Raw genomic sequence first — 12,760 nt, 5'->3', positions numbered from 1 at the left:
ATCAAACAGGAGGGCCAAAGCCGGCAAGAGATTTACGATCCTTGCAGTAGCGGAGGGAGCTATTTCCAAAGAAGATGCTAAGCTGCCTAAGAAGAAATACAAAGAAAAACTGGAAGCAAGAGCCAAGAAGTATCCGTCTGTTTCTTATGAGATCGCAGACCAGATTTTTGCTGAAACGGGGCAGAAGTAAGGATCACGGTTCCGGGTCATACCCAGAGAGGTGGAGAGCCATGTGCTTATGACAGGGTTCTTTCTACCAGGATCGGTGCAGGCGCTGCAGAGGCTATCCTGGACGGAGAATATGGTGTGATGATCGGTGTTGTTGATGGCAAGATCAAGAGAGTGCCGCTGGCAGAGTGTGCCGGTAAATTAAAAACCGTAGATCCGAAGGATCAGACGGCTGGCTGCAAAGCAGATCGGTATCGATTTTTTGGAGATTAAGGGACAAATGTCTGAAATACAAGGAGCTGATTTATGAGTTATACGCACTCAGTTCAGACCGGATAATTTTGAAGATGTCAAGGGACAGGATCATATTGTGACAACATTGACGAACCAGATCAAGGCCGGCCGTATCGGACATGCCTACCTGTTCTGCGGTACCCGAGGTACCGGTAAGACAACTGTGGCCAAGATTCTGGCGAAAGCAGTAAACTGCAAACATCCTGTCAACGGAAGCCCCTGTAATGAATGTGAGATGTGTAAAGCGATCCAGGCAGGGACATCCATGAATGTAATTGAGATAGATGCTGCATCTAATAATGGTGTGGATAATATCAGGGAGATCCGTGAGGAAGTTGCATACCGGCCTACAGAAGGCAATTATAAGGTTTATATCATTGATGAGGTTCACATGCTTTCCACAGGAGCCTTTAATGCGCTGCTAAAGACGCTGGAAGAACCGCCTGCTTATGCGGATCCATCCTTGCCACAACAGAAGCCCACAAGATTCCGATCACGATCCTTTCCAGATGCCAGCGTTATGATTTTCACAGGATATCCATTGATACCATTTCTGCCAGACTGGAGGAGCTTCTTAAGATTGAAGGAGTGAAAGCGGAAGAAAAGGCGGTTCGCTATGTGGCAAAGGCAGGGGACGGTTCCATGCGTGATGCACTCAGTCTTTTGGATCAGTGTATTGCTTTTTACCTGGGACAGGAGTTGACCTATGACAAGGTACTGGAAGTTCTCGGAGCCGTGGATACGGAAGTGTTCAGCCAGCTTCTGGTGTAAAAGGTGATCAACGGAGATGTGACAGGCGCCATCCGTACACTGGAGGATCTGATCACAGGAGGCCGGGAACTAAGTCAGTTTGTGGGAGATTTTACCTGGTATATGAGGAACCTTCTTCTTGTGAAGACCTCAGAAAATCCGGAGGAGGCGATAGATGTTTCCTCTGAAAATCTGAAGCTTTTAAAAGAAGAAAGCCAGATGGTAGATACAGAAACATTAATGCGCTATATACGGGTTTTTTCAGATCTGTCCAGCCAGATCCGTTATGCCACTCAGAAGCGTGTGCTTATAGAGATCGGCCTGATCAAGCTTTGCAGGCCTGCCATGGAAACAAACCTGGATTCTGTGCTTGACAGACTGAGAGTGCTGGAGCAGAGAATAGATGAAGGTGCAATAGTACAGCAGACTGTGGTACGATCAGGCAGTGTGGTCCAGCAGACCGGGCGCAGCCTGTACAGGAAGAAAAGAAGCCGGCAAAAGCAGCACCTGAGGATCTGCAGAAGATCGTTGCCGGATGGCGGGCAATCGCAGGGCAGACTACCGGAGGTTCAGAAAGATCAGCTTTTAAAGGCAGTTCCCAGAGTACAATGGCGATACAGGCGAACCTGTATTATATGTGGAGTTTCAGGATTTTCTTGGTAAGAATTATGTGGATGATCCGGAAGCCAGGCAGGAACTGATGGATATTATTGCTGCACAGACCGGAAAAGCAGTTGAGGTACAGCTGTTGGTGGCGAATAATCATTCGTATACTAATTTGTCCAAGGTAACTGTGGACGAAGCAATCCGCCAGAATATCCATATGGATGTAGTTATAGAAGAAGATTGACAGGAGGAGTTTATTATGGCGAAACGTGGAGGATTTCCAGGCATGGGTATGCCGGGAAATATGAAGATCTTATGAAACAGGCGCAGAAAATGCAGCGCCAGATGGAAGAAAGCCAGAAAGAATTAGAAGAAAAAGCTTTTACAGCTTCAGCTGGCGGCGGGGTAGTTGAAGTTACTATTTCCGGCAAAAGAGAAGTAACCAAGGTAAAGATCCATCCGGATGCAGTGGATCCGGATGATGTGGAAATGTTGGAGGATCTGATCGTAGCGGCGACCAATGAAGCCCTTCGTAAGGTTGAGCAGGAGTCTACATCCATGATGTCCAAGCTGACTGGCGGTATGGGCATGGGCGGAGGACTTCCGTTCTGATGGAATATTACAGCAGCCATATTAACCAGCTCATCCAGCAGCTGTCATCCCTTCCGGGGATTGGAGCCAAATCAGCTCAGCGCCTGGCTTTTCATATCATTAATATGCCAAAGGATCAGGTGGATCAGCTTACCTCTGTGATCACCCAGGCAAGAGAAAAGGTACAGTATTGTAAATGCTGCTGTACCCTGACGGATCAGGGAGTAGTACTGTCCTATCTGTGCCAATCCCCAGGAGAGAACCGTTCCACTATTATGGTGGTGGAAAATACCAGGGATCTGGCGGCCTACGAGAAGACAGGCAGGTTTGAGGGTGTCTATCATGTCCTTCATGGAGCAATTTCCCCTATGTTGGGGATCGGTCCGGATGATATTCGGCTGAAGGAACTGATGAAGCGCCTTCAGGGTGATGTAAAAGAGGTTATTATTGCTACCAATTCCAGTCTGGAAGGGGAAACTACAGCAATGTATATCAGCAAGCTAATCAAGCCTACCGGGATCCGGGTTAGCCGTATTGCCAGCGGAGTGCCGGTGGGAGGCGACCTGGAATACATTGATGAGGTAACACTTCTGCGTGCGCTGGAAGGCAGGGTGGAACTGTAGGAGGTAGGACCTGTGGCAAAGAAAAAAGCGACCTCATCGGATGTTGCTGAAAGGGCAGGGGTTTCTCAGGCAACAGTTTCTATGGTCTTAAACAAAAAATACAACGTCTCTTTCTCAAGGGACACTGTAGAAAAGGTGGAAAAAGCTGCCAGGGAACTGGGATACCAGCTTCCTAGCCGCAAGAACAAAAAGGCCGATAAAAAAGAAAAACTGATCGTGGTGTTCTGCCCTACACTTACCAGCCCCTATTATGTGCTTTTGCTGCAGGGGATTGAATCTGTGGCCAATGAACAAGGGTATGGAAGTGTTTATCTGCAATACCCCAAAGAGATGCAGCATTTGAGGAAAAGTATCTGCGGATGATGGCAGATATACGGCCCGAGGGGATTATCTATGCATGCAATCCACATCCTGATTTTCAAAAGCAGGTGGAGGACATGGCAAGATCCTCTTGTGATCATCAGCAACAAGGAGCGTACCACAACTGTGGACGCCATTAATCAGGATAATACGGTAGTTGGCAGGCTGATGGCCCTGGCATCTATTGGATCTGGGACACAGGGATGTGGCATTTATCACGCCGCCGCTTACCAAAAGACAGTGGCAGCGGTCAAAGCGTATTGAAGGCTTTGTGAAGGAATATGAAAATGCAGGCCTTTTCCGGACATGTGATCATTAAGGTGGCAGATGAGTCTATGGACAGGCAGCTGCCTCGTATGGATACCGAATACTCTACTTGGGCTATGAGCTGACCATGGAGCTTCTTTCCGAGAACCGACAGTTTACAGCCATAGCAGGACAGAAAATGATATGATGGCTATCGGAGACATCGGTATGCATTGCAGGAAGCCAGACGCTTCATGCGCCCAGGGATGTTCCAGCGATCGGATGTGATAATATTTTTTATTCCGGGGGATCCGCAGGATCGCATTGACAACGATTGAACATTTTGTGGGCGCTGAAGGGCAGGGATGCCTGTGATATTATTATCCGTAAGATCGGCACCAAAGACAGCTTTTTCTCAGATATACAGCCTACAAGCCTTTATAATATTGAATATTCCCCCAGAGTGATTGCCAGAAAAACTACTGGTTATGCTAAGGTGGAAAAAAAGGTAAAAAAAGCAGAAGACAAACAAAAATAAATAGAACAAGCTAAAAATATTAATAATAATCTGAATGATCGCAGTTGCAGAAAACGATAAAAAGATTGATTTTCCTGTACATTCACATTGATATTTCTTTGTAACACCTAATGATTATTTATAAAATGAGATTTTTATTAATAAAAAAGTTATTAATAAATATCACCTGGCTTGACCTTGCAAAAGAGTCTGCTATAATTAAATCATCAGTGACTATGAGGTATTAATCAGTTACGAGTATCAAAGAAAAAGAACGGCCTAAATAAGGCCAGGGATGTAAGCTTAAGCTTAAGAAAGAGGAGGAAAATGCAATGAAGTTTTTTATTGACACAGCAAAGGTAGAGGATATTAAAGCAGCAAATGATATGGGGATCATCTGTGGTGTTACCACGAACCCTTCTCTGATCGCAAAAGAGGGCAGAGACTTTAATGAAGTTATCAAGGAGATCACAGAGATCGTTGACGGACCGATCAGCGGTGAGGTTAAGGCTACCACAACAGATGCAGAAGGTATGATCCGTGAGGGCCGTGAGATCGCTAAGATTCATCCTAACATGGTTGTTAAGATCCCGATGACAGGAGAGGGCCTGAAGGCTGTTAAAGTTCTGTCCAAAGAAGGAATCAAGACAAATGTTACTCTGATCTTTACTGCAAATCAGGCACTTCTTGCTGCAAGAGCGGGTGCAACCTATGTATCTCCGTTCCTTGGCAGACTGGACGATATTTCCACAGATGGTCTTGACCTGATCCGTCAGATCGCAGAGATCTTTGCAGTTGCAGATATCAAGACTGAGATCATTGCTGCCAGCGTTCGTCATCCAGTACACGTTACACAGTGTGCCCTGGCAGGTGCAGATATTGCTACTGTACCATATAAGGTGCTTGAGCAGATGCTTCATCATCCGCTTACTGATGCTGGTATCGTTAAATTCCAGAACGATTACAGAGCAGTATTTGGAGATAAATAAGTAAAAAGGAGAACTATAATGGAGAATTTAGAGCTTCAGAAAATTGCGAATGAAGTCCGCAAGGATATTGTCACCGCAGTCCATGCAGCAAAAGCCGGCCATCCGGGCGGATCTTTGTCTGCAGCAGATTTATTTACATATCTTTATTTTGAAGAATTGAACATTGATCCTAAGGATCCGAAGAAGGCTGACAGAGACCGTTTTGTACTTTCTAAAGGCCATACAGCTCCGGGACTGTATTCTGTTCTTGCAGAAAGAGGATATTTTCCGAAAGAAGATCTGAAGACACTGCGTCATCTGGGATCTTACCTGCAGGGCCATCCGGATATGAAACATATTCCGGGTGTGGATATGTCAAGTGGATCTCTGGGACAGGGGATTTCTGCAGCTGTAGGTATGGCTCTTTCTGCGAAACTCAGCGGAGATTCTTACAGAGTGTACACACTTCTGGGAGACGGTGAGATACAGGAAGGACAGGTCTGGGAGGCGGCTATGTTTGCCGGTGCCAGAAAACTGGACAATCTTGTAGTGATCGTGGATAACAATGGCCTGCAGATTGATGGCAGGATCGAGGATGTTTGCTCTCCGTATCCAATTGACAAGAAATTTGAAGCTTTTAATTTCCATGTGATCAATGTGGCTGATGGAAATGATATGGAGCAGCTCCGTAAAGCCTTTGCGGAAGCAAAGACAGTAAAGGGCATGCCTGTAGCTATCGTAATGAAGACTTTAAAAGGAAAGGGTGTTTCCTTTATGGAAGATCAGGCAGGCTGGCACGGAAAAGCTCCAAATGATGCAGAGTATGCACAGGCAATGGAAGATCTGGAAAAGGTAGGTGAAGCATTATGTCAGAAGTAAAGAAGATCGCAACAAGAGCCAGCTATGGTAATGCACTGGTAGAATTAGGCAAAAAACATGAGGATCTGATCGTTCTGGATGCTGACCTTGCTGCAGCTACACAGACAGGTATCTTTAAGAAGGAGTTTCCGGAACGCCATATTGACTGTGGTATTGCAGAGTGTAATATGATTGGTATTGCTGCTGGTATCGCAACTACCGGTAAAGTACCTTTTGCCAGTACATTTGCAATGTTTGCAGCAGGCCGTGCTTATGAGCAGGTACGTAATTCTGTAGGCTATCCTAAGCTTAATGTAAAGATCGGTGCTACTCACGGCGGTATTTCCGTAGGTGAGGATGGTGCCACCCATCAGTGTTGTGAGGACTTTGCACTTATGCGTACCATTCCGGGAATGGTCGTTGCAAGCCCATCTGATGATATTGAGGCAAAGGCCATGGTAGAGGCTGCATATGAGCATGTAGGCCCTGTATATATGAGATTTGGAAGACTGGCAGTGCCGGTGATCAATGACAGACCAGATTATAAGTTTGAACTGGGCAAAGGTATTGTTCTTCGTGAAGGTAAGGATCTTACCATTATTGCAAACGGACTTTGTGTAGCAGCATCCCTGGAAGCAGCCGAGAAGCTGGCAGCAGACGGTATTGATGCAAAGGTGATCAATATTCATACCATTAAGCCGCTGGATGAGGAGCTTGTAGTAGCTGCTGCAAAGGAGACTGGTAAGGTTGTGACTGTTGAGGAGCATTCCATTATCGGTGGTCTTGGCGGCGCAGTATGCGAGTGTCTGGCTGAGAAAGCTCCAGTTCCGGTTAAACGTATCGGTATCAATGACGTATATGGCGAGTCAGGTCCTGCTGTAGCTCTGCTTGAAAAATATGGACTTGATGCAGCCGGTATTTACAAACAGATCAAAGAGTTTGCATAACTGTGATCCTCAGAAAAGATTTCCAATATTGCTCCTGTGATGGTTTCTGCCAGGTCAATGACTGTGGCAAGGCGGGTAGTCTGCAGGGTAAGTGGATGGAGAAATCCTGAGATGTTTACAATTCCGGTAATATGAATATCTCCCACTGGGGGAAGATTTTTCTGAACACCAGCACCTGGGTATAAGGAACCATTTCCGATGGTGATATACCCCAGGTGCTTTTTTGCACCCAGAGAAGCATCAATTGCGATCACAAGTGCTTTTGAATGATATTTTTGTATGTGCCTCAGGCTCTGTTCCAGATTTAGTGCATGCACAGGAGTGTTCAAAGTTCCGTACACAAAGACACCAGGCAGTTTTTGCTGACTTAGATGCCAGCCTACATATGGCCCCAGACAGTCGCCGGTTGCCCAGGTCACTGCCAATACACAGGAATACGATTTCCGACCATTTACCTGTATGATGTAATATAAATTTTTTTAAAAGATACGCAACCTCCCCAGAAGGATTTTTACCCTTTCCGTTTATATAAAAAGCCATAATTCCTCCGTTGTCTGTGACTGTCTTGTTTTCATGATATCCGGAAAAAAGAAAAATATTCATAGCTGTGAGTGTATTGGACAATTGCAGATATTAGCAGCTATCCGGCAGGAAGGATATCTCACAGTCGAGCGAGTATTTTTAATTCCGAAAAGGCTTTCCGGCGGGCAATGGGACTTGTAAGATTCTGTCGGCAAATTTATGGGGATACCTCTTATATTATGATAAAATCTGCATTCCTCATATGCTATGCTGTTCCGGAAGGGGTGATGAAACATGATTGAGGTTGTTTACAAGGATGAAAACAGAGAAGTGCAGAAGAATGAAGGAGATTTTAACCTTCCAAGAAATATACGGCAGATCGGACAGATCAGAGGAAATTACAGAATCTACATGGAAGACTATGTGTATACTTTCCTTGGGAGACTGTCTGCGGCTGCCTGCAAAGACGAGGAAAAAAAGGGGAGCCTGGCTGTATTCACAGGGGAGATGCAATGGGAAGACGGAACAGGATATCTTTTTATCAGGGGAGCACTTCTTGCAAAATGCCAGGATTTAACACCTGAACATATTGACCTTTCGGAGGAAGTGTGGATCACAATACAAGATGAGCAAAAGCAGTATTTTCCGGAACAGGATATTCTGGGATGGTATTTTGCATTTCCTCAGATGGCGGTTGAGATCACAGAACTTTTGCAGAAAACACATCTTCAGTATTTTGGTGGAGAAAAGGTTCTGATGCTGGCGGAACCAACAGAAGGAGAAGAGGCTTTTTTTTATTACGAAAACGGCTTGATGGCAAAAGTAAAGGGCTATTACATTTATTACGAAAAAAATGCTGCTATGCAGGAATATATGGTTCAGAAGAATCAAATCCTGAAACCGGAATTTACAGAAAAGTGTAGTGACGAAGCAGTGACAACTTTCAGAAAGATCATCCAGGAAAAAAAGAACAAAAGCAGTGAAGCAGAGACGGAGGTACATACCTCTGTTTTTTCCTATGCAGCCACTGCATGCATCCTTTTGGCTCTTCTGGCAGTAGGGACGGGATTGTACCGGAATTACCGGGAATTTCAGGACATAAAGGAAAATACACCTGCGTCATCCTCTGGCAGTAGGGACAGATGTACTGGAAAAGGAAAAAGAAGATGCTGAAAACGGCAATGCAGAAAGTACAAGTGTAGAAAGTACAAGTGCAGAAAGTACAAATACAGAAGATTCAAATACAGAAGGAGTAAATACAGAAGGAGCACATGCAGAAGATGCAAATACAGAAAGCGTAAATACAGAAGATGCAAATACAGAATATGCAAATCAGCAGGATCAGGATGAAGATCTCTGGGAGGAGGTTCCGGTTACAGAAAAGCCTCAGGAGAGCAGAGGGGAAAATAGTTCTGGCGAAAATGTGGCAGAAGAAACAGGCAGTTCAGAATTTTATCGACAGGAATCAGATGAGCGAAAAGCGAAGCGCAGGGAAGCTTTGACCAGAACAACCACCGAAGACAGCACAGGAGCAGACATAAACGGGGATACGAAAGATCCAGCTACAGAAGAACCGGATATAGAAAAAACGGCAGCAGAAAATACAGAAACAAATAATGCAGATATAGAAAATGGGGGAAGATCCAAGTGCTGCTGATGTGGATACTGGCACTGCAGAAGGGGAAATGGCGGAAACCTTCGGAAGTGCTCATAATACTTATGTAATCCGCCCCGGGGATACCTTATATCAGATCAGTATTGAAAAATATGGATCAATGGATGTAATACGGGAAATATGTCGAGTTGAATGGAATCACAGAGAATCAGATCATTTATCCGGGACAGGTGATTGTACTCCCTTAGAGAAATGTGATATAATATGTCGGGCAGATGCTCTGCGTCATAAGCGCAGAGCAGCTGACTTTCATATTTGGAGAGGTTTGCAAGGCAGACATGTACACAAAGATAGAAGTACAAGGAAAAGGTGAATATGGCGAACTCATTTAAAGAAATAAAAAGAAAAATACGAAGAAGACGGCTGCGGATCCAGAGAGAAAAACTGGCGCAGGCAGGCAATGGAAAGCATAAAAAAAGTGCGGGGAAATATATTCCTGATACAATGCGTCGGGGACTGATGATTGCAGCAGCTGCAGTGGCATTGATTTTCCTGGTTGTTCTTTATATTCAGAAGCGAAGCTATCATGATTACAAGATCCTGAAAACCAGTGAACAGGAAGATACAGTTTCTACTAATTATGCGGAAATGGATGGAAAGATCCTCCGTTACAGCCATGATGGGGTATCTCTTGTGAACAAAAATCTGGATACTTTGTGGAGTGAAACTTACGATATGCAGACACCGATGGCTGATGTATGCAGCGGTAAGGCAGTGATCGCAGATAAAGATGGTACATCTATCCGGATTTATGACAAGAACGGACTGACTGGAAGTGTGACTACATCTTATAACATAGTAAAGGCAAAGGTATCCAAATCCGGACTGGTTGCTGCGATCCTGGACGGAGGAGATGACACCTGGATTAATTATTACAGCACAGATGGAAGCCTGATCGCAGAGAACCAGACGAAGATCGAAGATCCGGGCTATCCGCTGGATGTTTCCATTTCTGATGACGGAATCATTATGATGGTGGCTTATCAATATGTGGACGGTGGGGAAACCACCAGCTATGTGGCATTTTATAATTTTGGTGAAGTAGGACAGAACGATGATGACCGGATTGTAAGCGGCTTTACATATGAAGGTGTAGTTGTACCACAGATCCAATGCCTTAGCAGCCACCAGGCTGTTGCGGTAAGGGATGATGGATTTACATTATATAAAGGCCGCCAGATTCCTAAAGAGAGTCAGACTATAAAAGTGGATAAAGAAATTGTCAGTACCTTTTATGATGATGAAACCATTGGCCTTGTGTTTAAAAATGACAGTAAGGATAAGCTGTATACAATGGAAGTGTATTCTGCTTCCGGAAAAATGAAATTTAAAAAAGAATTTAATATTCCTTACAGCACGATTCGCATGAGTGATGGAAATATCCTGATGTTTAACAGCTCTCAGATCTGTGTGCTTGATGGGAAAGGAAATGAGAAATATACAGGGACTGTGGACGGTGATATCAATGATTTCTTTAAGATCGGATGGAATCGATATCTGTTGGTATTGGACAGCGGTGTTAATGTGATCAAATTCAGTTGATAAAATACCTGCGCAGAATATAAGCGGGAGAAAGCAAGAGAGGGAGAAGATGAATCTGACCTGGCTAGGGATTGCCGTACTTGCAGTGATTGCAGGTGCATGTATAACCGGATTTCAGAAAGGATTTGTGAAAGAGGTTGTAGCTACATTTTTTGTATTATTTTCCATTATTATTTCCGGCGCATTAAATCCATATGTAAGCAGCTTTCTTAGAGAGAGAACGCCGGTTTATAATATGGTTAAGGAAAATTGCCAGGGCTTTGTAGAAGAGAAACTGGATGGGACTTCCGGCGGTTTTGGAGAACAAAAGCAAAAAGAGTTTGTTGATGACTTGAATCTGCCGGAGTTTATTAAGACAAATATTCTTGAGAACAACACTGCTAAAGGATATCAGCAGCTTGCTGCAAATACGTTCTCCGAATATATAGCGGATTATCTGACCGGGATCGTGATGAACGGGATTTCTTTTTTGATCACGTATTTTCTGGCAAGGCTTTTCATTGGATTTTTAATAAAAGTACTGGATATATTGACCAGATTTCCAGTGGTACATGGGATGAATAAGCTGGCAGGAGCATTGGTAGGCGGAGCAAAAGCAATATTGCTCCTGTGGATCGCATTACTTTTACTTACAATCTGTTATAATACCCAGATTGGGAAAATGGGTATCCAAATGGTAGAAAAAGATCCGTTTTTAAGTTTTATGTATGATAATAATTTGCTGATCCGTATTTTTATAAACATTCTCCAGGGCTTTCAATAAGTAGTGATCAGTGCTGCTTTGCCCTAATACTTCTGAAGAAGTAACAGATCGCCCATGCGATACTCATTCCTGCTGCGATACCGAAAGCAAAGAGAAAGGTATCGCGTCCGTATGTCAGCGCTTTTATGGTGTTTCCTTCTACAATACTGCTCATACAGTAATAAAGTGTGCTTCCGGGAATCAATGGAATCACGGAGGTAACAAAAAAGGAAGTAGAAGTTCCTTTACATATTCTTGCAAGGATTTCGGCATACACATCTGCAATAAAACCAGCCAGCAGTGTAGGCAGAAAAACATTTCCACCAAGCATTTTTCCTAAAATAAATACCAGCCAGCTAAGTATTCCACCTGCAGCAGCCAGCGGCAGGTGTTTGTTTTTCATATGAAAGAGAATACCGAATGCGGTAGAGCCCAGGGCTCCGGTGATCAGTTGTACAATCATTGTTGTGTTCAAAGCCCAAACCTCCTAAATAAAATAATTGACCCCATAAATCCAAGCGCCAGCGCAGCTGCCAGAAGCAGAGATGCTATCAAACGGATAATTCCTGATAGAGTATCGCCAATGAGTACATCACGAATGGCGTTGGTTGACATAAGACCTGGAATCAAGAGCATAATATCACCAATCATGATTTTATCTATATGAAGCACAGGGCAAAGCAAAGTAAAACAACAAATTACACAGCCGGTGAGAAAAGAGGCGGTAAACTGAAATGTCACTTCATTCATGCATAACGGGCGAAGATATTGTTGAAAAGTCCAGATCAGCACAGCTCCAATCCCTGCTGCAATGGCGTCAGAAAGACTTCCGCCATAAAAGAATGTGAAGCTGCAGGCTGCAAGAATGGTTCCAAGAAGCTTCCAGAGGGGTTGCGGCTTATCTGCATTGATCATGTCAAATTCTTTTTGCAATTCTGCCGGAGACACAGGGTGGCTGCAGAATCGGCGGCTTAAATCATTCAACCGCTCCAATTTGGTGAAATCATTGCCACCTCCTTCACGAATCCGGCGGGTTTGTGTTCGGGCGGCCTCTCCGGGAAATTCTATCGTAATCACAATGCTGGATGTGATCACGAACACATTCATCTGGGTGGCGCCGCAAGCGTACCCCATTCTGTTTAACGTATCCTCCACTCTGAAAATCTCCGCACCACTGTTTAACAGCGCATCGCCCATATCAAGAAAAATATGTAAATAGTCTTTGCATACCTGCATAATGGATGCTCCTTTAATTGGAAAAGACGCTGACATAAAAAAGTATAGCAGCGATTTATTCCGATGTATTTTATATTCTGTAAGATAGATAACTTCAGTAGCTCCAGTATAAAGC

At 44.2% G+C, this 12,760-nt stretch carries 11 protein-coding genes and 4 pseudogenes; 12 read left to right on the top strand and 3 right to left on the bottom strand.

Annotated elements, in window-relative coordinates:
* The 8 genes and pseudogenes from R1Y93_RS03840 to R1Y93_RS03805 all read left to right on the top strand — a co-directional run.
* Window positions 1-478: pseudogene (locus R1Y93_RS03840) on the top strand (6-phosphofructokinase); the annotation flags it as partial.
* 3 nt (window positions 479-481) lie between these two features.
* Window positions 482-2,062, top strand: a pseudogene (gene dnaX / locus R1Y93_RS03835) (DNA polymerase III subunit gamma/tau).
* Between the two features lie 15 nt (window positions 2,063-2,077).
* A pseudogene (locus R1Y93_RS03830) lies at window positions 2,078-2,430 on the top strand (YbaB/EbfC family nucleoid-associated protein).
* Window positions 2,430-3,032, top strand: coding sequence for a recombination mediator RecR (gene recR / locus R1Y93_RS03825; protein ID WP_500821689.1), 603 nt, complete (start codon window positions 2,430-2,432; stop codon window positions 3,030-3,032). Before R1Y93_RS03830 ends, recR begins: the two are co-directional and overlap by 1 nt.
* A gap of 12 nt (window positions 3,033-3,044) precedes the next feature.
* Window positions 3,045-4,176 (top strand): annotated as a pseudogene (locus R1Y93_RS03820) (LacI family DNA-binding transcriptional regulator).
* 311 nt (window positions 4,177-4,487) lie between these two features.
* Entirely contained in the window at window positions 4,488-5,144 is a 657-nt protein-coding gene (gene fsa, locus R1Y93_RS03815; protein ID WP_158422568.1) for a fructose-6-phosphate aldolase, read from the top strand.
* A gap of 18 nt (window positions 5,145-5,162) precedes the next feature.
* Entirely contained in the window at window positions 5,163-6,002 is an 840-nt protein-coding gene (locus tag R1Y93_RS03810) for a transketolase (RefSeq protein ID WP_368191761.1), read from the top strand.
* Window positions 5,990-6,928: a transketolase family protein gene (locus R1Y93_RS03805; RefSeq protein ID WP_500821688.1), complete on the top strand. Its 939-nt coding sequence runs from the start codon at window positions 5,990-5,992 to the stop codon at window positions 6,926-6,928. The genes R1Y93_RS03810 and R1Y93_RS03805 overlap by 13 nt, the downstream gene beginning before the upstream one ends.
* On the opposite strand, the gene yyaC is transcribed toward R1Y93_RS03805, so the two are convergent.
* Window positions 6,901-7,347, bottom strand: a complete 447-nt coding sequence (yyaC, locus tag R1Y93_RS03800) for a spore protease YyaC (RefSeq protein ID WP_500821687.1) — start codon at window positions 7,345-7,347, stop codon at window positions 6,901-6,903. The two genes, R1Y93_RS03805 and yyaC, sit on opposite strands and share 28 nt — an antisense overlap.
* Before the next feature lie 397 nt (window positions 7,348-7,744).
* Here yyaC and R1Y93_RS03795 point away from each other — a divergent pair, with 397 nt between their 5' ends.
* From R1Y93_RS03795 to R1Y93_RS03780, 4 genes are all read left to right on the top strand, one after another.
* Window positions 7,745-8,623 (top strand): hypothetical protein, encoded by an 879-nt coding sequence (locus tag R1Y93_RS03795; protein ID WP_500821686.1) that lies wholly within the window; start codon window positions 7,745-7,747, stop codon window positions 8,621-8,623.
* Between the two features lie 250 nt (window positions 8,624-8,873).
* Window positions 8,874-9,107 (top strand): hypothetical protein, encoded by a 234-nt coding sequence (locus R1Y93_RS03790; protein WP_500821685.1) that lies wholly within the window; start codon window positions 8,874-8,876, stop codon window positions 9,105-9,107.
* A gap of 333 nt (window positions 9,108-9,440) precedes the next feature.
* Complete coding sequence (locus R1Y93_RS03785) at window positions 9,441-10,667, top strand: DUF5711 family protein (RefSeq protein WP_500821684.1); 1,227 nt, start codon at window positions 9,441-9,443, stop codon at window positions 10,665-10,667.
* Between the two features lie 49 nt (window positions 10,668-10,716).
* Entirely contained in the window at window positions 10,717-11,430 is a 714-nt protein-coding gene (locus R1Y93_RS03780) for a CvpA family protein (protein WP_500821683.1), read from the top strand.
* Between the two features lie 7 nt (window positions 11,431-11,437).
* Here R1Y93_RS03780 and R1Y93_RS03775 read toward each other — a convergent pair whose 3' ends face one another.
* Together R1Y93_RS03775 and R1Y93_RS03770 are read right to left on the bottom strand one after the other, a co-directional pair.
* The gene (locus tag R1Y93_RS03775) at window positions 11,438-11,884 is read right to left on the bottom strand and encodes a threonine/serine exporter family protein (protein ID WP_500821682.1); all 447 of its coding nucleotides are present in this window, start codon (window positions 11,882-11,884) and stop codon (window positions 11,438-11,440) included.
* On the bottom strand, window positions 11,881-12,645 hold the full coding sequence (locus R1Y93_RS03770) for a threonine/serine exporter family protein (protein ID WP_500821681.1): 765 nt from the start codon (window positions 12,643-12,645) through the stop codon (window positions 11,881-11,883). Before R1Y93_RS03770 ends, R1Y93_RS03775 begins: the two co-directional genes overlap by 4 nt.
* Window positions 12,646-12,760: the final 115 nt, after the last annotated feature.

It is taken from the genome of Blautia sp. HA3515 (assembly GCF_059933065.1).
This window is presented reverse-complemented; position numbering and strand designations above follow the sequence as displayed.